The organism is Porphyrobacter sp. AAP60 (assembly GCF_001296025.1).
Lineage (GTDB): Bacteria > Pseudomonadota > Alphaproteobacteria > Sphingomonadales > Sphingomonadaceae > Erythrobacter.
In genome coordinates this window covers 165,460-186,979 of sequence record NZ_LJHV01000002.1, presented here as the reverse complement: position 1 = coordinate 186,979, position 21,520 = coordinate 165,460, and the positions used below count along the sequence as shown (strand labels likewise).

General features: G+C 61.9%; 22 protein-coding genes and 1 tRNA gene. 11 read left to right on the top strand and 12 right to left on the bottom strand.

Features of this window, described 5'->3' with window-relative positions; all coding sequences use genetic code 11:
* The gene (locus tag IP79_RS01425; protein WP_054117468.1) at window positions 1-1,011 is read right to left on the bottom strand and encodes a polyprenyl synthetase family protein; all 1,011 of its coding nucleotides are present in this window, start codon (window positions 1,009-1,011) and stop codon (window positions 1-3) included.
* A gap of 68 nt (window positions 1,012-1,079) precedes the next feature.
* Here IP79_RS01425 and IP79_RS01420 point away from each other — a divergent pair, with 68 nt between their 5' ends.
* Window positions 1,080-1,400 carry a chorismate mutase gene (locus IP79_RS01420; protein WP_054117467.1) on the top strand — a complete coding sequence of 107 codons (321 nt, stop codon included), beginning with the start codon at window positions 1,080-1,082 and terminating at the stop codon, window positions 1,398-1,400.
* Here the strand turns inward: IP79_RS01420 and IP79_RS01415 are convergent.
* From IP79_RS01415 to IP79_RS01395, 5 genes are all read right to left on the bottom strand, one after another.
* Complete coding sequence (locus IP79_RS01415; RefSeq protein WP_054117466.1) at window positions 1,397-1,798, bottom strand: hypothetical protein; 402 nt, start codon at window positions 1,796-1,798, stop codon at window positions 1,397-1,399. The two genes, IP79_RS01420 and IP79_RS01415, sit on opposite strands and share 4 nt — an antisense overlap.
* Before the next feature lie 183 nt (window positions 1,799-1,981).
* Window positions 1,982-3,325, bottom strand: coding sequence for a sensor histidine kinase (locus IP79_RS01410; RefSeq protein WP_233994043.1), 1,344 nt, complete (start codon window positions 3,323-3,325; stop codon window positions 1,982-1,984).
* Window positions 3,326-3,446: 121 nt separating this feature from the next.
* Window positions 3,447-4,124: a response regulator transcription factor gene (locus IP79_RS01405; RefSeq protein WP_054117465.1), complete on the bottom strand. Its 678-nt coding sequence runs from the start codon at window positions 4,122-4,124 to the stop codon at window positions 3,447-3,449.
* Window positions 4,125-4,246: 122 nt separating this feature from the next.
* Window positions 4,247-4,564 carry a PepSY domain-containing protein gene (locus tag IP79_RS01400; RefSeq protein WP_054117464.1) on the bottom strand — a complete coding sequence of 106 codons (318 nt, stop codon included), beginning with the start codon at window positions 4,562-4,564 and terminating at the stop codon, window positions 4,247-4,249.
* A 67-nt stretch (window positions 4,565-4,631) separates the two neighbouring features.
* Window positions 4,632-5,357, bottom strand: coding sequence for an SIMPL domain-containing protein (locus IP79_RS01395; RefSeq protein ID WP_054117463.1), 726 nt, complete (start codon window positions 5,355-5,357; stop codon window positions 4,632-4,634).
* Between the two features lie 114 nt (window positions 5,358-5,471).
* Between IP79_RS01395 and IP79_RS01390 the strand changes: the two genes are divergently transcribed.
* Genes IP79_RS01390 through IP79_RS01380 form a run of 3 tightly spaced genes read left to right on the top strand, consistent with a single transcriptional unit; the run spans window position 5,472 to window position 8,330 of the window.
* Window positions 5,472-7,316: an ABC-F family ATP-binding cassette domain-containing protein gene (locus IP79_RS01390; RefSeq protein WP_054117462.1), complete on the top strand. Its 1,845-nt coding sequence runs from the start codon at window positions 5,472-5,474 to the stop codon at window positions 7,314-7,316.
* Window positions 7,313-7,930, top strand: coding sequence for a uracil-DNA glycosylase family protein (locus IP79_RS01385; protein ID WP_233994042.1), 618 nt, complete (start codon window positions 7,313-7,315; stop codon window positions 7,928-7,930). Before IP79_RS01390 ends, IP79_RS01385 begins: the two co-directional genes overlap by 4 nt.
* Before the next feature lie 43 nt (window positions 7,931-7,973).
* A complete protein-coding gene (locus tag IP79_RS01380) occupies window positions 7,974-8,330 on the top strand; it encodes a nuclear transport factor 2 family protein (RefSeq protein ID WP_054117461.1) in 357 nt (118 codons plus the stop codon).
* A 10-nt stretch (window positions 8,331-8,340) separates the two neighbouring features.
* Here the strand turns inward: IP79_RS01380 and IP79_RS01375 are convergent, their stop codons facing one another.
* The gene (locus IP79_RS01375; protein WP_054117460.1) at window positions 8,341-8,823 is read right to left on the bottom strand and encodes a DUF6456 domain-containing protein; all 483 of its coding nucleotides are present in this window, start codon (window positions 8,821-8,823) and stop codon (window positions 8,341-8,343) included.
* A 97-nt stretch (window positions 8,824-8,920) separates the two neighbouring features.
* On the opposite strand from IP79_RS01375, the gene IP79_RS01370 reads away from it, so the two are divergent.
* Together IP79_RS01370 and IP79_RS01365 are read left to right on the top strand one after the other, a co-directional pair.
* Window positions 8,921-9,499, top strand: a complete 579-nt coding sequence (locus IP79_RS01370; protein ID WP_054117459.1) for a helix-turn-helix domain-containing protein — start codon at window positions 8,921-8,923, stop codon at window positions 9,497-9,499.
* Window positions 9,500-9,524: 25 nt separating this feature from the next.
* Window positions 9,525-10,709 (top strand): glycosyltransferase, encoded by a 1,185-nt coding sequence (locus tag IP79_RS01365; protein ID WP_054117458.1) that lies wholly within the window; start codon window positions 9,525-9,527, stop codon window positions 10,707-10,709.
* Between the two features lie 117 nt (window positions 10,710-10,826).
* Here the strand turns inward: IP79_RS01365 and secF are convergent, their stop codons facing one another.
* Genes secF through yajC form a run of 3 tightly spaced genes read right to left on the bottom strand, consistent with a single transcriptional unit; the run spans window position 10,827 to window position 13,802 of the window.
* Window positions 10,827-11,804 carry a protein translocase subunit SecF gene (gene secF, locus IP79_RS01360; RefSeq protein WP_054117457.1) on the bottom strand — a complete coding sequence of 326 codons (978 nt, stop codon included), beginning with the start codon at window positions 11,802-11,804 and terminating at the stop codon, window positions 10,827-10,829.
* 13 nt (window positions 11,805-11,817) lie between these two features.
* Window positions 11,818-13,416, bottom strand: a complete 1,599-nt coding sequence (gene secD / locus IP79_RS01355) for a protein translocase subunit SecD (RefSeq protein WP_054117456.1) — start codon at window positions 13,414-13,416, stop codon at window positions 11,818-11,820.
* Window positions 13,417-13,472: 56 nt separating this feature from the next.
* A complete protein-coding gene (yajC, locus tag IP79_RS01350) occupies window positions 13,473-13,802 on the bottom strand; it encodes a preprotein translocase subunit YajC (RefSeq protein ID WP_054117455.1) in 330 nt (109 codons plus the stop codon).
* Window positions 13,803-13,999: 197 nt separating this feature from the next.
* Here yajC and IP79_RS01345 point away from each other — a divergent pair.
* A tRNA-Pro gene (locus IP79_RS01345) sits at window positions 14,000-14,076 on the top strand.
* Between the two features lie 310 nt (window positions 14,077-14,386).
* Here the strand turns inward: IP79_RS01345 and IP79_RS01340 are convergent.
* Entirely contained in the window at window positions 14,387-16,129 is a 1,743-nt protein-coding gene (locus IP79_RS01340; RefSeq protein ID WP_082336942.1) for a BCCT family transporter, read from the bottom strand.
* Window positions 16,130-16,748: 619 nt separating this feature from the next.
* Complete coding sequence (locus tag IP79_RS01335; protein WP_054117454.1) at window positions 16,749-17,102, bottom strand: hypothetical protein; 354 nt, start codon at window positions 17,100-17,102, stop codon at window positions 16,749-16,751.
* Window positions 17,103-17,279: 177 nt separating this feature from the next.
* Between IP79_RS01335 and IP79_RS01330 the strand changes: the two genes are divergently transcribed.
* The 4 genes from IP79_RS01330 to IP79_RS01315 are packed head-to-tail and all read left to right on the top strand — an operon-like array spanning window position 17,280 to window position 21,497.
* On the top strand, window positions 17,280-18,428 hold the full coding sequence (locus IP79_RS01330; RefSeq protein ID WP_233994041.1) for a glycosyltransferase: 1,149 nt from the start codon (window positions 17,280-17,282) through the stop codon (window positions 18,426-18,428).
* Complete coding sequence (locus IP79_RS01325) at window positions 18,428-19,348, top strand: glycosyltransferase (RefSeq protein WP_054117453.1); 921 nt, start codon at window positions 18,428-18,430, stop codon at window positions 19,346-19,348. Before IP79_RS01330 ends, IP79_RS01325 begins: the two co-directional genes overlap by 1 nt.
* Complete coding sequence (locus tag IP79_RS01320; protein ID WP_054117452.1) at window positions 19,345-20,397, top strand: glycosyltransferase; 1,053 nt, start codon at window positions 19,345-19,347, stop codon at window positions 20,395-20,397. The genes IP79_RS01325 and IP79_RS01320 overlap by 4 nt, the downstream gene beginning before the upstream one ends.
* Window positions 20,394-21,497: an acyl-CoA dehydrogenase family protein gene (locus IP79_RS01315; RefSeq protein WP_054117451.1), complete on the top strand. Its 1,104-nt coding sequence runs from the start codon at window positions 20,394-20,396 to the stop codon at window positions 21,495-21,497. Before IP79_RS01320 ends, IP79_RS01315 begins: the two co-directional genes overlap by 4 nt.
* The last annotated feature ends 23 nt before the right edge of the window (window positions 21,498-21,520 follow it).

Genomic DNA, 21,520 nt, shown 5'->3' with positions numbered 1-21,520 from the left:
TCAATGCCCGCGCGCGACCGCGAATTGCGCCGCTTCGGCCATCGCCGCACGCGCCTTGCCATCAGGGAAGATCGAAATTGCATCAATGGCACGATGGGCGAAGTGCCGTGCCCGCTCGCGCGTATCTTCCAGCGCGTTATGCTTGCCGATCAGCGCGATTGCGTGAGCAAGGTCATCGTCAGACGAACGGTGCCCGATGATCGCGTCCTTCCAGAACTTGCGTTCTTCCTCGTTGCCGCGAGCATAGGCGAGAATTACCGGCAGGGTCATCTTGCCTTCGCGGAAATCGTCGCCCTGATCCTTGCCCATTTCAGCGGCATCGGAATCGTAATCAATGGCATCATCCACCAGCTGGAACGCGACCCCAAGATTGCGCCCATAGGCTTCCAGCGCGCGCTCCTGTTCGTCCGAACACTCCGCAACCACTGCGCTGATCTGGCTCGCGGCGGCGAACAGAGCAGCGGTCTTCGCCCCGATGATGTGGAGGTATTGCTCTTCACTGGTATTGATCTGGCGCTGCGCGGATAATTGCGACACTTCGCCTTCCGCGATCACGGCGCTGGCCCGGCTGAGAATCGAAAGGACACGCAGGCTGCCATCTTCAGTCATCAGTTCGAAAGCGCGGCTGAACAGGAAATCGCCAACCAGTACGGTTGCCGGATTGCCGAAGATGATATTGGCCGCAGCCTTGCCACGCCTCAGCTCGCTGCCGTCAACCACGTCGTCATGCAGCAGCGTGGCGGTATGGATGAATTCGACAGCCGCGGCGAGCTTGTGATGGCGAGTGCCCTTGTAGCCGACCAGCTCTGCCCCCGCGAGTGTCAGCATCGGCCGCAGCCGCTTGCCCCCGCCCGAGATCAAGTGCCCGGCCAGACGCGGGATCAACGGAATTTCGCTCTGCATCCGGTCAAGTATGACGGCGTTGACCGAGTTCATGCCCGCAGCTGTCAGCGACAGCATCGGATCGAGTGTCGGCGCCTTGCGCGGCAGGGGAATAATATCGGCACTCATACTTTCGCGGCTCTAGGGCGGGCCCAGTGTGCTTGGCAAGCGCAGAATTGCTGCTACTTTCGCCGCCAATGTCGCAAGAAACGCAAATCCCCGCCCAGCCCGATCCGGCACCTGATGCCGTGCTGGCTGCCTTTCGCAAAAGCATCGACAATATCGATGCCGCGCTGATCCACATCCTTGCCGAACGGTTCCGGATCACTCAGGCGGTGGGCGAATACAAGGCCAAGGTTACCCTACCCCCTGCAGACCCCGATAGAGAGGCACGGCAGATCGCGCGTCTGCGCAAGCTGTCGGAAGAGGCCGATCTCGATCCTGAATTCTCGGAAAAATTCCTGCGCTTCATCATCGAGGAAGTGATCCGCCACCACGAACGCGCAGCGGCGGGTTAATTCGGTTCGGCAGCGTTTTCGGCGCGTGAAAGTGCTGGCGGCTCCGATGAAGGCGGCGGCGGCGGATCGCGCAAAGCATCGATTACTTCAGCCCTTTCGCGAAGGATATCCGCACGTTCCCGAAGGATACGGGCCTGGGCGCGTGTAAGGCGAACAATATCGCCGTTTCTCAATGTTGCGATGCGCCCCCGGTCCACGCGAACGACGACCGCTTCAAGGCATGTCGCGTCACGTCCGATGCTGACATCGCACTGCGGGCCAATGCCGGTGCGATCGATCAGCGGTGTGGCGTAGGGGTTATTGAATACCGTGCGTTGCCCGACCTTTTGATCGACCGTTGCGCAGGCGGATAGGAGTGCAGTTGCGATTATCACGCTGGCACGCGGGAGAAGCGTCATGGGTATCCATCCCCGAAACTTTGATCGCCTGAGCAATGGTTTACCACGGTTGAACCGCTTCTGAACCTCACTGCATCGTCATATTCGGCAGGCGGCGAAGCAATTGGCCCCGTATGCGTTGACGATTGGCGGACTGTCGCACCTGAAACGCTCGTTCGGCGAACCCTTCGGTGCGGCTGAAAATCAGTCCGCGCGCGGCAACCGCAGTTCCACCAGCAGGCCGCCCAGATCCTCGCTGGTGCCCAGCTTGACGCTGCCGCCGTAAATCTCCGCCACATCGCGCACGATGGCGAGGCCAAGGCCCGTTCCGGGCTTGTCGGTATCCAGCCTGACGCCGCGATCAAAGATCCGGATCCTTTCGACTTCAGGGATGCCCGCGCCATCATCCTCGACCCAGATCAGGCATTGCTTGGGGTCGCGCGGAGCATCGTCATCTTCCGGATCGATTGTAACAAAGACGCTACCGCCGCCATATTTCGCAGCATTCTCGATCAGATTGCCGAGCAATTCGTCCAGATCCTGCCGTTCAAGCGCGACATTGGCAGATTTGCTCCCCGCAATATCAAGCCGGCCTTCGGGATAAAGCCGCTCGACCGCGCGGCGCACCGCCTCGGCACTTTCGCGCACATTGGTGCGCGCATGACCAACTGCACGGCGACCGACAGCCCGCGCGCGCGCGAGGTGGTGATCCACATGGCGCTGCATCGTGCGGGTTTCGCGCATCACCGCCGTTCCCAGATCGGGTGCACGTGCGGTGGCGGCGTTGGTCAGAACGGTCAGCGGGGTCTTGAGCGCATGAGCAAGATTGCCCGCATGTCGGCGGGCTTCCTCTGCCTGCTTTTCGGAGTGATCAAGCAGCCCGTTCAGTTCTTCCACCAACGGCTGCACTTCCAGCGGCAGCGGCTCGGTAATGCGGTTTGCGCCCGTGGTGCGAAGGTTCTGGATGGCAGCGCGCACCCGCCTGAGCGGCGAAAGGCCATAGCGGATTTGCAGCAACGCCATGACCAGCAGGCCGAGGCCCAGTACCGCAAAACTCCAGATCAGGATCAGCCGCACCCGCCCGATCTGGGTGTCCATCTGCTCGGTTGCGCTGGCAACCGCGAAAGTCCAGCGGGTCTCGCTGCCGGGCAGGATCACAGTGCGCTCGGCAATTCTCAATGGTTCGCCATTGAATTGACCGGAGTTGTAAAAATGGGCCTCGCTGTCGAAATGCTCGCCCTCGCTTGGCCCGCCTTCGAGCGTGAGCGTACGATCCCAAAGGCTGCGTGAAGGCCATGGATCGTAGTTTCCGCCACTAATCTGCCAATAGAGGCCGCTGCCCGGTTCCAGAAACCGCTGATCACCCAGAGTGCGATAGAAATACACCTCGCCGTTGGGGTCGATTTCGGCAGAGGCAATCATGGCGGTGAGGATATATTCGAGCTGTTCGTCGAAATTCGCCTCGACCTGCGAAGTCAGTGTGCGTTCGAGCGCAACCCCGCCGCCCAGCAGCAGTACAAAAATCCATACCGCCGCAATAAGGCCCATCCGCCGCGCAAGGCTGGCGCGGGGCGGAGGAAGAGTGACAACGGCTTCTCCAACGCCCGGCACAGATGCGGCCCCGCCCTCGGGCAAGGCCTTGCGTGCGTCTCCGCCCGCGTCCGGCGCCTCAGGCGCGCGGAGCGTCGGCGGGGTCGTCGAGGCTGTAACCGAGGCCACGGATAGTTGTAATCACGTCTGCGCCAAGCTTCTTGCGGATGCGGGTTACGAAAACTTCGATTGTGTTCGAATCCCGGTCGAAATCCTGATCATAGATGTGTTCGATCAGTTCGGTACGGCTGACGACCTTGCCCTTGTGATGCATAAGGTAGCTCAGCAGTTTGTATTCCTGCGCCGTCAGCTTCACCGGCTCGCCATCCAGCGTCACCCGGCCCGAACGCGTGTCCAGCCGCACGTCGCCGGCAGTCAGTTCGGACGATGTGTTGCCCGATGCACGGCGGATCAGCGCGCGCAGCCGGGCAATCAGTTCTTCGGTCTGGAATGGCTTGGCCAGGTAATCATCGGCGCCTGCATCAAGCCCGGCGACCTTGTCCGACCAGCTATCGCGCGCGGTCAACACCAGCACCGGGAAGGTACGCCCTTCGCGGCGCCACATGCCGAGCACGGTCAGCCCGTCAATCTCGGGCAGGCCAAGATCAAGCACCACCGCATCGTAATCTTCGGTCGAGCCCATGAAGTGCCCGTCTTCGCCATCGGTCGACAGGTCGACCGCATATCCCTGCTGCTCCAGCGTCGACTTGAGCTGCGCGCCGAGGGTCGGTTCGTCTTCGACGATCAGAATGCGCATAAACCACCATTTTCCTGCGTTGTCGTTGGTTGAGTCGTGCGCTTTCGCAACACAGGCGTCAAGCGAACCACTTGCGTCAGCGACCCCGCTTTCCCCCGATAGCCTCGCAACTTGCCCGCCTCTTACTTCGAACGGCCGATGATCCGGCCGGTACGGGCATCCACATCGACATAAGTCACCCGGCCATCGCGGATGAATTTCAGGCGATAAGCCCGCACCGTCGAGTCATAAGCCGGGCCAAGATATTCGGCCCCGCTCATCTGCGGCAGAACACGCCGTTCGATTTCGCGCAGGGAAAGCTGCGTGCCAGCCATCGCCTCGCGGCGTGCCTCGCCTTGATCACCGCGCGGCTTGTCCTGCGCGGCGGCGGCCGGCGCCACCAAGGCGACCATCGCAAGCGCAGCGACAATTCCGGCAAAAAGTGAGCGAACAGCTTTCATAACATCGTCATGCCTAGCGGGCGTCCATTGAACAAGCCGTGAATACGGCTGGCGGTGATCCGACAGCTTAATCCTTCACAAGCTCATAGGTTATGGTCAGACTGATCCCGGCTGCAACCATCCCCGGTTCTACGGGCGGCGCAGCGGCCACATCGGCGCTCGTCTTCATCACTGCCATTTCCGGCATCGGCCCGCGCCCTTCGATGCTTTCAGCAATCGCCAGTACGCGAGCATTGTTGAAGCCGAGCATTTCGGCATAGGCCTTGGCCCGCGCCTGAGCCCGTTCGACCGCACGCTTGCGCGCTGCATCCTTGGCTGCATCGTCATTCTCCAGCGCGAAGCTGGGGCCGTTGAGGTCATTCGCGCCCGCTTCGACCAGCGCATCGAGCACCCGCCCGGCGTCGCCGATCTTGCGCAGGACCACGCTGACCCGGTTGGCGGCCTGATAACCGCGGAAAACCTGGCGCATGGTTGTCTGATCGTAATCATACTGCGCGTTCAGGTTGATGCCGGTGGTCTGGATGTCCTTATCGGCGATGCCCAGCGACTTGATGCGCGCGACGACCTTCTGCATTTCTGCCGAATTCTGCCGCAGCGCTTCTGTGGCGGTAGGCGCCGTGGTGGTAACGCCAGCGCCGATCGTGGCGATATCCGGCGCGACCGACACGCTTTCGGACACGTTGATTTCAACGACCGGGCCGGTTGCCGCAATCTCGACATCGGCGGCGGCAAGTGTGTTGGCGGGAAGCGCCATTGCGCTCGCGGCCAGCAGGACGACAGGGTAACGGATCATAAGACAACTCCTCCAGTTGCCGCAGCCTTTGCACCAGCCCGGCTTTCGCGGGAGTGAACCGCCATGTCGCACAGGCTTGTCGCGCGGCAATCCTGTCCCTAAGTGCCGCCTGCCATGGCGCAACCTCCTATCCTATCGCTCGAAGGGCTCGCCTTGCAGCAAGGCGGGCGCTGGCTGTTCGGCGGCCCTACGCCAACAACCGGCGCAGCGCCGATCGATCTGCACGTTTTGCCCGCAGATCGCCTCGCGCTGATCGGGCGCAATGGCGCGGGCAAAACCACGCTGCTGCGACTTGTCATGGCACAGATCGATCCGGATCGCGGAATGCGGCGAGTGAAATCGGGCGCCCGGATCGTGTTTCTGGAACAAGAACCCGATTTTTCCGGCGCCGGAACGCTGATGGATTTCGCGCTGGGCGGCGATGATGCCCCTGCCGCGCATGAGGTCGAAGCAATTGCGGGCCAGCTCGGCATTGATATGGGCCGCCTTTCAGCCACCGCCAGTGGCGGCGAACGGCGGCGCGCTGCCATCGCCCGGGCCTTGGCACAGGATCCCGATCTCATCCTGCTGGACGAGCCGACCAACCACCTTGATCTGTCCGCGATCGATTGGCTGGAAGACTGGCTGACCCGCTATCGCGGCGCTTTTATCACCATCAGCCATGATCGCACCTTTCTGACCCGGCTGACCCGGGCAACCCTGTGGCTCGACCGCGGAACACTGCGGCGCAAGGAAGTCGGCTTTGGCGGATATGAAGCGTGGGAAGAGCAGATCTACGCCGAAGAAGCCCGCGCCGCCGAGCGGATGGATGCCAAGCTGAAGCTTGAAGCCCACTGGCTGGAACGCGGCGTGACGGCGCGGCGCAAGCGCAATCAGGGGCGTCTTGAAAAGTTGTACCAGATGCGTGCTGCACGGGCTTCGATGATCTCGGGCACAGGTACGGCAAAGCTGAAGCTGTCCAGCGATGATGACTTCAAATCGAAGTCCGTCATCGTGGCCGAGAATATCTCCAAAACCTATGGCGACCGCGCCATTATCAAGCCGTTTTCCCTGCGAATTCAGAACGGTGACCGCATCGGGATCGTCGGCGCGAACGGTGCCGGCAAGACCACTTTGCTGAAAATGCTCACCAAGGAACTGGAATCCGACACCGGCACTGTCACCCATGCCCGCACCCTTTCAGGCGTGATGATCGACCAGCAGCGCAAGCTGCTGGAACCGGGCGCTACCGTGCGCCAGATCCTGGCCGAAGGGGGCGACTGGATCGATGTTCGCGGGGTGCGCAAGCATGTGATGGCCTACCTCAAGGACTTTCTGTTCGATCCCGGTCTGGTGGACACGAAAGTGGGTATCCTTTCGGGCGGAGAGCGTTCGCGGTTGCTGCTGGCACGCGAATTTGCCCGCACCGCAAACCTGCTGGTGCTGGACGAGCCGACCAATGATCTTGACCTTGAAACGCTTGATTTGCTTCAGGAAGTCATCGCCGATTTCGACGGAACGGTGCTGATCGTCAGCCACGACCGCGACTTTCTCGACCGCACGGTCACCGTCACCCTTGGCCTCGACGGGTCGGGCAAGGTGGACATTATTGCGGGCGGTTACGCCGATTGGGAGGCGAAGCGCAAACAGGGGTCTAACCCGGGTCAGGCCGGGTCTAACCCGAAGCAAGCGCGACCTGGCGGGGGTCAAGACGAGGCTAGCAAGGGGGTGCCTGTCAAAGCGGGCGCGCCAGTGAAACTGTCCTACAAGGACCAGCGCGATTACGAAATCCTGCCCGCCCGGATTGATGAACTGGAAACGGCAATCGCGAAAGGCGAGGCCCTGCTGGCTGACCCGGAACTTTATTCGAAAGAACCGCAGCGGTTCGCTACGATCAGTCAGGGCATCGCAAACGCCAGAGCCGAGAAGGACGCGGCTGAAGAACGCTGGCTGATGCTGGCGGAAATGGTCGAGGGGTGAACGGGGACACCATCGGGGGCACTGGCGAGACGAAGGTGAAGGCGCTCCGGGCGCAAATCGCTGCCTGCACTTTGTGCGCCGAATACCTGCCGCTTGGTGCCCGCCCGGTTGTCCAGTTTTCCGCCAGCAGTCGCTTGCTCATCATAAGTCAGGCGCCCGGCACCAAAGTTCACGCAAGCGGCATCCCGTTTGACGACAACAGCGGCGATCGGCTGCGGGGTTGGCTGGCCCTTCACAAGGCACAGTTTTATGATCCGCAGTTCGTGGCGCTGATGCCGATGGGCTTTTGCTATCCCGGTAAGGCGAGTGGCGGCGATGCCCCGCCTCGCAATGAATGCGCCCCGCAGTGGCACGAAGCGGTGTTGGCCGAAATACCGGAGGAGCGGTTGACGCTGCTGGTCGGCAGCCACGCACAGGCGCGCTATCTCCCCGAAGCCAAGGGCTGGTCAATGACCGAACGGGTGCGCGCCTTTGGCCAATTCGGGAACAGGATCGCCCTGCCCCACCCGGCGTGGCGTTCGCGCATATGGATGGGCAAGCACCCGTGGTTCGAACGCGACATTATCCCGCAGCTGCGCCTCCGGGTGGCAGCGGCACTGCAGGACCGACCGTGATTTTGCTATAATGGCGCGCTAAGCACGCTTTGGGAGAGCCATCATGTCAATCGAACAATTCGCCAAGGATTTCACCGCCGCGGTCCGCGACGATGATGCCAAAACCTATCAGGCCATGTGGGCCGACGATATCGTCAGCATCGAACCCGGCGCTGGCGAAGACGCGCGTACCGAGGGGCGCGAGGCTCTGATTGCCAAACATGCGTGGTGGGAAGCCAATGCGGAAATGCACGGCTTTACCGCCGAAGGCCCCTATATTCACGGGGACCAGTTTGCATTGCGCTTCGCCATGGATGTGACGATGCAGGGCGATCGCGTGCAAGCGACGGAAATAGCGCTCTATACTGTCAGGGACGGCAAGATTGCCGAGGAACGGTTCTTCAGCGACGCAGGCGCGTGACCGGGCCGGATCACCCGATCCGGTAATATGCCGCGACCCGTTCCAGCGCGATCTTCAAGACCAGCTTGCCGCTGCGGGCGGGCCATTGGAGCGTTTTTTCCGCTTCGGGCAAGCCTTCGCCCGCACAGACCACGCGCCACAGAATATCCTCCAGCCCTCGACCAGCAGCGGCAATCGCGCCGTTGAACCGCTGGCGCGCAACGATCTGGCGTTCGGTGGGGGACAAGCCGCGTTCACTCGTGGTCTTCACGCGCACCGGATCCCAGCGCATCGTTACGCTCGCAGATAATTGCGCCTGTTCATAATCACTGCGCAATTTTTCGCCCGCTTCGAAAAGCCGGTCTTCCAGATGACCGCGCGCGTGGAGCCATGCCAGCGGCGATTCCGCGAGATTGACCGTCACCGTTCGGGACGGGCGGGATGCGCCTGCTTTTGGCGCATCGCGGCGCGGGCCTTCGGGGGTCAATTCGCGTTCAACGAGCTGGCGCTTCATTGGCTCTCCTTCCTGTGTGTTAGCCAAGGCAGGGCTTGCCAACGCGGCGCATCTGTAGGAAAGCGCAAACCATTCCGGTTAAATCGAAAAGGCCATAATGACCAACCGTATCCGTGACATCCGCAAGGCAAAGGGCCTGACACTGGCCGATCTGGCCGCCGCCTGTGATCCGCCAACCACCGCGCAGACCATCGGGCGGCTGGAAACCGGGATGCGCAGCCTTTCGCTGACATGGATGAACCGCATTGCACCCGCGCTGGGCGTTGATCCGGCGAGCCTGATGCGCGCCGATACGGCTGCGCCTGCGCAGATCATTGCCGAACTGGGGGCTCACGGCCCCGAAGCGCTGACTGCTCCGCGCGAAGCCCTGTTGCCAAGCGAACTTGCCAGTGAAGACGCCCCTGCCCCGCTGGTGCTGGCAATCCGCGACAGTGTCGGCGAATATCGTCCGGGCGATCTTTTGTGGCTGCGACAGCTAGACCCGGACGACATTTCCGGCGCTATCAACCGCGATTGTCTGGTGCCCCGCTCCGGCGGACGCTTCGCCTTCGGGCGGCTGATCGACCGGCGCGGTACGCTGATCGGCCTGCTGCCTCCGGGTGCAGGGCAAAAACAGGTGGTAGTGGATAACCCGGCATGGATCGCGGTAGCGATGATGCTGGTCAGGCCGCTTTAACCCGCGTGGGAAGAGGATCTCCCTTGTGAAGCACGTTGTGGCCTTGTCGACGCTGTATCCCAATGCGGTGAATCCGCGGTTCGGCACCTTCGTCGCCCGATCGCTGGAGGGTTTGGCGCGGCGCGGCGATTGGCGGGTGACACTGATCAACCCGATCGGCCTGCCGCCGCTGGCGCTGGGGCGTTATCGCCCGCTGGCAGAGCTTGCGCCGCTGGCAGAGGAAGGCGGGGTTACCGTCCACCGCCCGAATTTCACTCTGATCCCGCGCATCGGCGCACGTCGCAATGCCACCGCGATTGCCCGCGCAGTGTTGCCGCTGGTGCGCCGCATCCATGCCGAAACCCCGATCGACATTCTCGACGCGCAATTCTTCTTCCCCGATGGTCCCGCCGCTGCCGAAATCGCAGGCGCAACCGGCTTGCCACTATCGATCAAGGCGCGCGGCAGCGACATCAGCTTCTGGGGCGAACAGGGCTTTGCGCGCAACCAGATGCTTAGCGCCGCGCACACCGCAACCGGATTGCTCGCCGTCAGCCACGATCTGGCAGCACAAATGGCGGCGATGGGCATGGATGCAGACAAGATCACAGTGCATTACACCGGGCTGGACCGGGACCGGTTCCGTCCTTTCGACCATCCGCAATTGCGCAGCCAGTTGAGCCGCGAGCTTGGCTTTGTCCTGCCCGATAATGCGCCGGTTCTGGCCTGCGTCGGCGCCTTGATCGAGCGCAAGGGTCAAGGCATCGCTATCGCTGCCCTGTCCGCGATCCCCGATGCCCGGCTGGTGCTGATCGGCAAGGGCGAGGACGCGGCCCGCCTGCGCGCACTGGCAATCAGCGAAGGCGTGGCCGACCGCGTACACTTTGCCGGATCGGTTGATCACGATCTGATGCCGCTGCTGCTGTCGGCCGCCGATGTAATGGTGCTGCCGACCGTTGCCGAAGGTCTGGCCAATGCCTGGGTCGAGGCGCTCGCATGCGGCACACCCGTGGTGACAAGCAATGTCGGCGGTGCGCGCGAACTGATCACCTGCGACACCGCAGGGCGGCTGGTGGAGCGATCGACCGAAGCAGTGGTCGCCGGGATCAAAGCTGTGCTTGCCAACCCTGCGCCACGTACAGAGGTTGCCGCTTTGACGGAGGCGTTCAGCTGGGAAGCCAATGCCGCAGCGCTGGCTGCGCATTACGAAAGTCTGGTGGACGCAGCCTAGGCCGCGCCGCGCATTGCACCAGCGCGCCAAGATGCTGACGCATCACGCGCTGGAAATGCTCATGCGCAGCACGGGCTTGACCAATGTCCGATGAACCAAATTCATCGGACATTGGTATCACACTTCGCCGCGCGCGATCTTTTCCTGCCGGTCCATCGCGGATTCTTGCGGCACGAAGCTGTTGGACGTCACCCCCATCCAGATCAGCAGCGGGCCGGCCATGTAGATCGACGAATAGGTGCCGATGAACAGGCCCGCCGTGATCGCCGCGACCATGCCGAACAGGCTTGGCGGGCCGAAGAGCAGCAGCGGGACCAGCGCGATGAACAGCGTCAGCGATGTCATCACCGTGCGTGCCAGCGTTTCGTTGACCGAAAGATCAAGCAATTCCGGCAGCGGCATCTTGCGATATTTCTTCAGGTTTTCGCGGATACGGTCATAGACCACGATCGTGTCGTTCAGCGAATAGCCGATGATCGCAAGGATCGCCGCGACGATCTGCAAGCTGAATTCCATCTGCGTCAATGCAAACAGGCCGACAGTCACCGACACATCGTGCACCAGCGCGAACATCGCGCCGACACCGAACTGCCATTCGAAACGGATCCAGATATAGAACGATACCGCCGCCATCGCTGCGAGCAAGGCAAGCACGGCCGAATTGCGGAACTCGCCCGCAACCTTGCCTGACACCGTGTCGTTACCATCGGTGCGTGCGTCGGGATATTCCGCCGCGATCGCGGCAATTACCCTGTCGCCGATGGCAGTGGCGGCGCCCGGCGTGTCTTCAGCGTCCTCGGGCAGGCGAACACGGATCGACACCGCGTTCGGCCCGCCGAATTCCTGCACCACCGGCTCGCCATAGCCAAGCCCGCCAACCAGTTCGCGCAAGCTAGGGATCGGCGCGGTCTCGCGCTCCTCGAAGGTCATGCGCACTTCCTGGCCGCCAGCGAAATCGACCCCGAAATTGAGGCCGTTGACCGCCACCGCTGCCCAGCTTCCGATAATCAGCACAATGCTGAGTACGAAGAACGGCACACGCAGTTTCAGGAACTTGATGTTGGTATTGTCAGGGACGAGCTTCAGGAGTTTCATCGTCTCGTGCTCCTCAGATTGTGATGTCGGTGGGGCGCGCCTTGCGCAGCCATCCGGCAACCATCAGGCGGGTCAGGGTTACGCCGGTGAACACCGAAGTGAACAGGCCGATCACCAGCACCACGGCAAAGCCCTTCACCGGGCCGGAACCGAATGCGAACAGCATGATCCCCGCGATGAAGTTGGTGAAGTTGGCGTCATAGATCGCGCGGCCGGCTTCCTTGTATCCAGTTTCAACCGCGGCAATCACCTTGCGCCCGCGCAGGCGTTCTTCGCGGATGCGCTCGTTGATCAGCACGTTGGCATCGACCGCTGCGCCGATGGTAATGACAAAGCCCGCGATCCCCGGCAGCGTGAGAGTGAAATTGCCGAGCGCCATTATGCCAAGCAACATCAACACGTTGCACACCAGCGCGATTGTAGCGTATACGCCGAAACGGCCATAGCTTGCCACCATCAGCGCAATCACCGCAAGGCTGCCGATGGTCATGGCAAGCAGACCCTCGCGGATCGAATCCGCGCCCAGATCAGGGCCGACTGTGCGTTCCTCAACTACGGCCAGCGGCACCGGCAGAGCGCCTGAACGCAAGGCGATGGCAAGGCTGTTCGCGCTTTCCGCCGTAAAGCTGCCCGAAATCTGCGCGCGCCCGCCGATGATCGGTTCGTTGATGTTCGGGGCAGACAGAACCTGTCCGTCAAGAATGATCGCAAACGGCTTGCCGACATTCTCCGTCGTTAGCTTGGCGAACTTGGCCCCGCCCTGCGCGTCGAAGGTGATGTTGACGACGTTCTGGTTGCTGGTTGGATCAACCCCTGCCTGCGCGCCGGTCAGGCTGTCCCCGCGGATACCGCCCAACCGCCGCACTGCTTCGAACTGGCCTTCCTGCGGGCTGCCCGCGGCATAGGGGAACACCTCGCTGCCGGCAGGCGCGATGCCTGCCTGAACGTTTTCCGGAAGCGCATTCAGATCGACCAGCTTGAATTCGAGCTGCGCCGTCTGGCCCAGCAGGCTTTTCAGGGCATCGGGATCTTCCAGACCCGGCACCTGCACCACGATGCGGGTGTCACCCTGACGGATGATCGTAGGTTCACGCGTGCCGAGTTCGTCGATCCGGCGGCGCACCACTTCGGTGGCGCTGTCCATCGCATCGTCAATCGCCTGATCCACGCCCGCGTCGGTCTGGGTGAGCACCATGCGCTGGCCATCGACCACCGCCAATTCCCATTCGCGGGTGGTGCTGGCACCCTGCATCGCCGGTTCGATCATCCCGCGTGCACGATCAATATCGGCGGCATTTTCGAGCATGAAGGACAAGCGCCCGTCGCCCGTGGAAACATCGCCTATCCGGATACGCGGGGTGGCATTGCGCATCAGCTGCCGAACATTTTCTTCCATGTTCTGAAGACGCTGGGCGCGCACATCATCGGCCCTTGCTTCCAGCAGCAGGTGCGAGCCGCCTGCAAGGTCAAGCCCGAGATTGACCTGCGGGTTGGGCAGCGATGCAGGCCAGTCCAGCCCGGCAACATTGAACAATGAAGGCAACGCCAACAGCGATGCTGCCAGCGTCAGGCCCCACAGCCAGATCTTTTTCCAGAGGGGAAATTCGAGCATTGCGTCAGGTTCTCACGCGCAAAAGGGTTGTGGCAGCGTGCATTTCGGCAGGCAGATCAATCGTTGGCGGGGGTGCCGCCGGGCGGGATGATATCACCGATGGTGGCCTTGATCGCCTTGACCCGGACATTGGTGCCCAACTCCAGTTCGACATAGACATCATCAACCTTCAGCACCTTGCCGACGAGGCCGCCAGCGGTGACCACCTGATCGCCCTTTTTCATCTGGGCAACTTTCTGCTGATGTTCCTTCTGCCGCTTCATCTGCGGGCGGATGATCAGGAACCAGAAAATCGCGATCATGCCGATGATCGGCAGGAAGCTGATCCAGGCAGGGGGTGCGCCAACGGCGCCCGCTCCGGCGGCGGCAAGAAGATCGAATGTCATGCGATAAAGTCCGTCAGAAATCCGTAAACAATAAGCAGAGCAATCAGCCCTGCCGTTCAAGTGGGCGCGCCTAGCAGCAATGCAAGCGCCCCGCAATCGCGCCGGGATGCATGCGATGCAACCAAGTCACACCACTTCCTTGCCAAACCCGCTTGCCAGCCTGAAACCAGCGCCCTATAGGCCCCGCTCCACTGGAACGGGACGTAGCGCAGCCTGGTAGCGCATCACACTGGGGGTGTGGGGGTCGGAGGTTCGAATCCTCTCGTCCCGACCAGTGGACCCTCTTTCTCAGAACAATGCCGCAGGATTCCTCGACTTTTGAGGAATTAAGCGATGCAGTTCGGAGTCTTGAGTCCCAAAGTGTGCACCAATGATCGTGCCCAGCCCAAAGGTCGCTCACAAAACCCGCCCGAGAGATCGCAATCAAGTGGCAGCGGCCGATGAGTATCTATCGGCGAGGTGCCGTGTTCTGGTGGCGACGCCGGCTCACCGTGAACAACCTTGATGCGCGATGTGATCCAGTGGCGCCGCCCTTGGGTCACCGCTACCCGTTTGCCCTCGCGGTTGGCGAGGATGTGGTTGAGTTATCCGGCGGCGGATACTTTCTCGTCCCATTCTTCGCACGCCTGCGCGGTGGCCGGGATGCCATGCCGCTTGCGGATCAGATCGAACACCACGGCCTTGATGATCGCCACGCCCATCAGCGCGACGACAAAGGAAAACGGCAGCGCGCCAATGATCATGGTGATACGTATCGCCTCGATCCCGCCGAGGATCAGCATCGAACCGACCACGAAAGCGATGGCCGCCCCCCAGAACAGGATGTGATAGCGGCGGCTGCCCTCATCCTCGCCCGCGCCATTGATGGTGTTGACGATCAGGATCGCGCTGTCCGCCGAGGTGACCAGATAGGTCATCAGCAGCAGCACCACGAGCCCGGACACCAGTAATGCCAGCCCCGGATCGAGCAGTACCGCCAGCGTCGCGAACAACTGGTCCGACATCGGCGCGCTGACGATCTGCCCGCCCGCCAATCCTGACAATTCCAGCTCGATTGCGGTGCCCCCCACCAGCGCCATCCACACAAAACACATCAGCGAAGGCACCACTGTTACCCCGAACATATATTCGCGGATCGTGCGCCCGCGCGAGATACGCGCGATGAACATGCCGACAAACGGCGCGAAGGCGATCCACCAGGCCCAGTAGAACACGGTCCAATCGAGTTGCCACCGGTTGAGCGCCGCGCCCAGTGCGGTGCCGTCCTGACTCCACAGCTTGAGCGATTGCTGCGGCAGGGTGCCAAGGTAGTCCCACAGGCCAATGCCCAGCAGTTGCAATCCGTAAAGCCCTGCACCCAGTACCGCGAACAGCGCCAGCAATGCGACCGACAGGCCCATGTTGAGGTTCGACAGCCACTTGATCCCGCGCCCCACGCCCGACAGCGCGCTGATCGTGGAAGCGCCCACCAGCATCACCAGCGAAGCGATAATCGCCACTGACGATGCCGATCCGTCGTCGGCCAGCAGCCAATCGCCCAGCCCCATGCGCGCAAGACCGGCGACGAATTGTTCGACCCCGAGGCCCATCGTCACCGCCACGCCAAGGATGGTCGCGACCACCGCGACAATATCGACGACATGGCCCAGCGGCCCTTCCATGACCTTGCCAAATAGCGGGGCGAGCGCCGAGCGGATAGTCAGCGGCAGATCGCGGCGATGTGCGACATAGGCGATCGCCAGCCCGACCAGCGCATAGGTGCACCACGCCCCCAGCCCCCAGTGCAGGAAGGTGTACATGTACGCCGGACGCACTGCCTCGCGGCTTTGGCTTTCGGCCATTCCGCGGATGATATCGGGATTGTTGATGAAATGGGCCAGTGGTTCGCCGGTTGAATAGGTCAGCATCCCGATGCCGATGCCTGCGCCGAACAGCATCGAAAACCACGAGAAGCGGTTGAATTCGGGCTTTTCGCCGGGAGGGCCGATCCTGAGCGAGCCTGTCGCCGGCACCAGTGCCAGCACGAGGCAGGTCACGATCAGGCTGGCCACCAGATAGACATACCACCCTCCAAAGGTCGCGATAATAGTTGAATTGGCGGCGCCCAGCGTATTGCCGGCATTTACCGGAAAGAAGATCGCCCACATGATCAATAGCGAGACGATTACCTTCGCGGGAATAGTCACCGCCCGGCTGAAACCGTCGTAGAAACCGCGGTCATGGGTGTTGATATCAAGTTCGACCAATGGCGGATCGATTGGCCAATCGTCCTGTTCCTGCGTCAGGATCTGCGTCTTCGAGGGTATCTCGCCTGGCGTACTGCTCATCGCGTTCGTGTCCCGGATGCGAACCGTGGCAAAAAGGCGACGCAGGATCACGCTGCCGGCATTGCTGCCAAGGCTCTGTCCGTTTTCTTGAAAATTCAGGGAAATGCGCGCCGCGCTCTACGGCAGCGCGAAGGACATGGCCTTGGCCGCAGTGTCTGATGCCCCAAATGCGGAATTTATGGTGACAACATGCTAAGCCGTTTGAGGCTGTTTGCAACCCCGCGGGGGGCAATCTCGCCCACGGCAGTTCATCCTCTGCTGCACACCTTCAAGAGACGCGTCGTCTATCAGACCCACTGCAGCGGCACATAGAAGGATTGAAAAGAGTAGAGAACAGTCCGTAAAAACAGTTCCCGCTCGTCACCAGCGAGCATAAGAAATGGCCGGCCCAGGGAAATCGCGGATCAAGCCGGGGGTGACTGTATTAAATGGCAGAATTCCGCTCCCTCGGTCATTCCGCGCAGAGCGGAGCCCCCCAACCCCGAACGGGTAGCTGACGCGGAATTGTTGGCGAAGGCGGACTTTCAGAAGACCAGTAGGACGGGATTCAATCCGCCTTCCTTTTACACTTTCAGTTGCAATGCTCACCGATTGCGACTGAAGGATCCCGATCCGTATTTTACTGCGGCTCGGGCCTTTGATCCTTGATCTCTTCAGCGCCGGTCATCTCCTCTTCTTCATGCTGCATGTTCGGGTTCATCTTGACGTCAACGTCGTCAATATCCTGACCCTCTGCAGTACCCAGATTGGGATTGGGCTGACCATTGTCTCCGCCCATCATGTCCGACGTCCCGTCGGTCTGTTGTGTTGCCGCTTCATTGGTCGTGTCGCGACCCGACCCGCAACCCACCACTGCAAGGCTGACCAACGATACTGCAACAATCCCGCAAATCTTCTTCATGTTGAGCCTCTCCAAATTCCCAATGTCGATGATCGGAATTAATGTTGCGATGAAGAGTGACGCAATCTTCAAGGGGGCACCTTAACATAGGTGGTAAGGACGCGAACATGGCGCGACAGGAGATGGCTACGAAGGTCAGTCGGAGCCGCGATCCGCCACAATTGGCCAGCCGGGCCGCCCAAATCGAGCTCGCAACATTAAAACCTAAGATTCACACAGGGATTAGAGAAAAATCCGGTGCGATGTTGGATGGGTGTTGGCCGCTCGCAGCACCAACTCTCTAAGGCACTGGCATTGAAGATCGCGATCATTGCGCATTTCAGGTATGCAATTGCTGAGCCGTTCGCCGGTGGCCTCGAGATGCATACGCACTTATTGGCCAAATCGCTGCGTAACCGTGGTCATGACGTAACCTTGTTCGCTTCGCTCAAGTCGGATCAGGACTTGGGCCTCGAAGCAATCTGTGAGGAAACGTCGCTGCTGCAAACCGGGCTGGCCGAGGCCGGGGATGTAACCTTTTTCAGGGAACACCACGCATATCTGCGCCTCATGACAATGTTGCAGGAACGATCATTCGACGTCGTCCATAACAATTCCCTGCACTACCTGCCGTTGACGATGGCTGCGACCCTTCGCGCGCCCACCGTGACAACCCTGCACACTCCGCCCTTCTGCTGGCTTGAAAGCGGCGTGCGTCTTGGCCGCCAGGCGAACACTATTGTGGCTGTGTCGCAAGCCACTGCCGATATGTGGCGGGGGGTGGCACACGTCGATGGCGTTATCCCGAATGGCATCGAGCTTGACCTCTTTCCCTTCTCGCCTCGCGCGGCAGCAACCCCATATCTGGTCTGGTATGGCCGGATCGTTCCTGAAAAGGGCCTGCACCTTGCCATCGACGCGGCGCGAGCCTGCGGCTTGCCACTGAAATTTGCGGGTCCGCGCTCCGACCCGCGCTATTTCGATGCAGAAATCGCTCCGCGACTGGAGGACGGGGTCGATTACGTCGGGCATCTCGCTCACCGCGAATTGGCACAGCTGATCGGCGGTGCACGGGCCGCGATCTGCACGCCGTGCTGGGAAGAACCTTACGGCCTTGTTGTCGCCGAGGCCGTGGCAACCGGCACTCCGGTCGCCGCCTTTCGCCGGGGCGGAATACCCGAAATCCTCGATGAAACTTGCGGAGCGCTGGCGGAACCGGGCGATGTTGCCAGTCTAGTCGAAGCGATCCGCCGTGCTTTGTCGCTCGACCGTGCGGCGTGCCGCCGGCGGGCAGAACGATATTGTGATGCGCGCACGATGGTCGATGCCTACGAGCGCCTTTATCGCGACCTGATCGAAGTTCGCGCAGCCGTCGCCGAGCGCCCGGCAGGCGGCGTAGCCTACGCGGTCAGTGCGTGATGCGCACGCTCGCTGTCTGCGTCCCGGCACGCAACGAAGCCCGGCGGCTGCCCGTGTTGCTTGAAGCCCTTGCGGCGCAAGATGTGCCCTTCGCCGTCAATGTCGCATTGTGCATCAACAACAGCACCGACGGTAGCGCACAGGCCGCGCAGGCGGCTGCGGCCAAGTCCGATGGCCGGCTGCGATTGAAGCTGGCTTGCCGAGAATTTCCACCGCACCTCGCGCATGCCGGATCGGCGCGCCGTGCTGCCATGGAACTCGGCGCTGATTGGCTAAATGCCGAGGACGCGCTGCTTATCAGCACGGACGCGGATTGCCGTCCGCCCGCGCACTGGCTTTCGGCCAATCTGGCGAATATGGGCGCGATGCGGATCGTCGGCGGACGTATCGAACTGGACGATTCCGAGGCGGAACGATGGCCTCAGCTGTTTGCGATGCGGCGCAGGTTTGATGACTACTGGCAAAAAGTCCGGGCGATCGAAGATGAAGTCGATCCAGTGCGGTGGGATTTGCCACCGCGGCACGGCGACCATACCGGGGCCAGCCTTGCGCTTACTGTTGGCCTCTACCGCGCCGCCGGGGGCGTTCCGCTGATCGCTTCGGGCGAAGACCGCGCATTGGTTGGTGCCGCCTTGGCAGCTGGAGGCCAGTTGATGCACCCGCAAAACGTCTGGACGCGCACCTCTGCCCGGCCCACTGGCAGGGCCGCCGGGGGAATGAGCGAAGAGATGAGCCGCTGGCTCGCTGCCGGACAAGGCCGTGCTGCGCCTCGCGTTCCGGCCTATCATCACTGGCGTCGTCGCGCGCTCTGGCGCCGTGAGATGCGCCCTGTGCTTGGGCCGGGCCTACTGATGGAGGCAGAGGAAAAGTTGCCGCCGATGCCTGCAGAAATGCCGTTACCAGAGGCGGCGCAAATATGAATGGTCTTATCGGCTACTACGTCCACCATCAGGGGGAAGGCCATCGGCAGCGCGCCGCGGCCATTGCTGCCGCCTATCGCGGGCCGATGACTCTGATCGGAACCGGACTGGCAGGCATGCCCGGCAATATCCCCAGCCTCGACCTTCCTGACGACCGCCTGCCTCACGGAGCATTCGATGGAGCAGACGGGGCAATGCGGCCACCGTCGCTCCATTACGCGCCCCTGCACCATTCCGGTCTGCGCCAGCGGGTCGCCATGATCGCTGATTGGATCGCGGCATCACGGCCGCATTTTATGATTATCGATGTTTCGGTTGAAGTCGCGATGCTCTCCAGACTTGCGTCAGTCCCGATCATTTATGTCCGGCTGAACGGACGCCGCGATGATCGACCGCACCGCGATGCTTACGCTTCTGCTGCAGCCTTGCTTGCTCCCTTTCCCGAGCTGTTTGATGACCCTTCAACGCCTGACTGGGTGAAGGCCAAGACCTGTTACGCGCCCGGTATTGTCACCGCCAAGGCTTCGGCCACCGTCGATCCGGGCCGGGTACTGGTTGTAGTGGGTAAAGGCGGCGCGGCGGCCGATGGGGACATGTGGGCTGCGGCTGCGGCTGCGGTTCCCGAGCGTAATTGGCGGGTGATCGGACCGGCGACCCAGCCCACGCGAACACCGGACAATCTCGAGATTTGCGGCTGGGTCGACAACGCGGAAGGCGAAATCGCCAGCGCCGGGGTCGTGATCGGGGCGGCAGGGGATGGATTGGTCAGCGCCGTCCTTGCCAATGGGCGGCCCTTCATCTGTCGCCCCGAGCCGCGCGCATTCGACGAGCAAGTGTGCAAGGCCGAAAGGCTTGCAGCGCTTGATGCCGCGATCGTAGTCAGCCAGTGGCCGCAGCCCGCGCACTGGCGATCACTGCTTGAGGCAGCCGAGCCTCAGGCAAAAAGGCGCCTGCCCGCCCTTCACGCATGTGATGGCGCGGCCCAAGCCGCACGCTGGCTCGAGCGAATGGTTGCCTGGCCGCAGCCTGTGATGGAGGCCGGATCGTGAGCGCCGGGGCCAAAGTCTGCGACAAGGCAGAGACAGGATTGGCTGAAGGGCTGGCGCAGCTTGGTGAGCGCTATGACGCGGCGTCACTTTTTCCCGTCGACAGCCTGGCTTTGATTGCCGCTGCCGGTCTGCACCGCCGGTTTGCCGCGCCGGAAGCAGGCGGAGAGCAATTCGCCAGCGAACAAACTCGCTATGCCGCGATGCTGACTGCTCTTTGCGATGTAGGAAGGGGAGACCTCAGCGCCGGGCGCCTGTTCGAGGGGCATGTCAACGCCCTGCTCCTGTTCGAATGGTATGGATCGCACGACCAAAAGCGATGGCTTCGAGACCAGCTGGAGAAAGGGGCCTGGTTTGGCGTATGGGCCAGTGAACCCCAGCCGGGTGTGCAAATCCAGAACGCCGGTTGCATCTGCCTGACCGGTGCCAAGTCTTTTGCCAGCGGTGCTGGCGGCATCAACTGGGCGCTTGTGACGGCAAGCCAGCAAGGCGCGGAACGCCGGTTGGTCACTATTCATGCGAATGACCCGAAGCGGGCCGATCTGTCGGGCTGGCGGGTGCGGGGAATGAGGGCCAGTGTCAGCGGCCATTACGATGTGACAGGCGTCGAAATTACCGAGGCGAACTTGCTGGGAAGCCCGGGCGATTATGACCGTGAGCCGCGTTTTACGGCCGGTGCTTGGCGGTTCTGCGCAGTGCAGCTCGGCGGCATCGAAGCGCTGATAGCGGAAACCGCGCACCACATGAGCCCCAAAGCGCGCGCGGATACACTCCTGCGCCAGCGCTTTGCCAAGGCCTACGTTGCTGCCCGCAACGCACGCTTCTGGGTTGAGGAGGCAGCCAGCAAAGCGGCTGACGAAACCGCCGACGCTATCACGACCGCGCGCATCGCCCGCGGCGCGGTGGAGGATGCGGGTCTGTTGGCGATCGAAACCGCTGCACGCATTCTTGGCACGCGCAGTGCCTTCGATGGGGAGCGCGCGGACAAGATTGCCCGTGATCTCTCGCTCTACTTGCGACAGGCCGGGCCTGATTATGCGCGTGATGAGGCGGCAAAGGCGATCCTTTCGCGGGAATTTGGCGAGCGAGGCGAGATCACGTGATACCCGGCTTGCTTGATCGTAGC

Excerpts from the sequence above, each read along its gene's own strand:
- IP79_RS01425 (WP_054117468.1), bottom strand. The coding sequence starts at position 1,011 with ATGAGTGCCGATATTATTCCCCTGCCGCGCAAGGCGCCGACACTCGAT.
- IP79_RS01420 (WP_054117467.1), top strand. The coding sequence starts at position 1,080 with ATGTCGCAAGAAACGCAAATCCCCGCCCAGCCCGATCCGGCACCTGAT.
- IP79_RS01415 (WP_054117466.1), bottom strand. The coding sequence starts at position 1,798 with ATGACGCTTCTCCCGCGTGCCAGCGTGATAATCGCAACTGCACTCCTA.
- IP79_RS01410 (WP_233994043.1), bottom strand. The coding sequence starts at position 3,325 with ATGGGCCTTATTGCGGCGGTATGGATTTTTGTACTGCTGCTGGGCGGC.
- IP79_RS01405 (WP_054117465.1), bottom strand. The coding sequence starts at position 4,124 with ATGCGCATTCTGATCGTCGAAGACGAACCGACCCTCGGCGCGCAGCTC.
- IP79_RS01400 (WP_054117464.1), bottom strand. The coding sequence starts at position 4,564 with ATGAAAGCTGTTCGCTCACTTTTTGCCGGAATTGTCGCTGCGCTTGCG.
- IP79_RS01395 (WP_054117463.1), bottom strand. The coding sequence starts at position 5,357 with ATGATCCGTTACCCTGTCGTCCTGCTGGCCGCGAGCGCAATGGCGCTT.
- IP79_RS01390 (WP_054117462.1), top strand. The coding sequence starts at position 5,472 with ATGGCGCAACCTCCTATCCTATCGCTCGAAGGGCTCGCCTTGCAGCAA.
- IP79_RS01380 (WP_054117461.1), top strand. The coding sequence starts at position 7,974 with ATGTCAATCGAACAATTCGCCAAGGATTTCACCGCCGCGGTCCGCGAC.
- IP79_RS01375 (WP_054117460.1), bottom strand. The coding sequence starts at position 8,823 with ATGAAGCGCCAGCTCGTTGAACGCGAATTGACCCCCGAAGGCCCGCGC.
- IP79_RS01370 (WP_054117459.1), top strand. The coding sequence starts at position 8,921 with ATGACCAACCGTATCCGTGACATCCGCAAGGCAAAGGGCCTGACACTG.
- secF (WP_054117457.1), bottom strand. The coding sequence starts at position 11,804 with ATGAAACTCCTGAAGCTCGTCCCTGACAATACCAACATCAAGTTCCTG.
- secD (WP_054117456.1), bottom strand. The coding sequence starts at position 13,416 with ATGCTCGAATTTCCCCTCTGGAAAAAGATCTGGCTGTGGGGCCTGACG.
- yajC (WP_054117455.1), bottom strand. The coding sequence starts at position 13,802 with ATGACATTCGATCTTCTTGCCGCCGCCGGAGCGGGCGCCGTTGGCGCA.
- IP79_RS01340 (WP_082336942.1), bottom strand. The coding sequence starts at position 16,129 with ATGAGCAGTACGCCAGGCGAGATACCCTCGAAGACGCAGATCCTGACG.
- IP79_RS01330 (WP_233994041.1), top strand. The coding sequence starts at position 17,280 with ATGGGTGTTGGCCGCTCGCAGCACCAACTCTCTAAGGCACTGGCATTG.
- IP79_RS01325 (WP_054117453.1), top strand. The coding sequence starts at position 18,428 with ATGCGCACGCTCGCTGTCTGCGTCCCGGCACGCAACGAAGCCCGGCGG.
- IP79_RS01320 (WP_054117452.1), top strand. The coding sequence starts at position 19,345 with ATGAATGGTCTTATCGGCTACTACGTCCACCATCAGGGGGAAGGCCAT.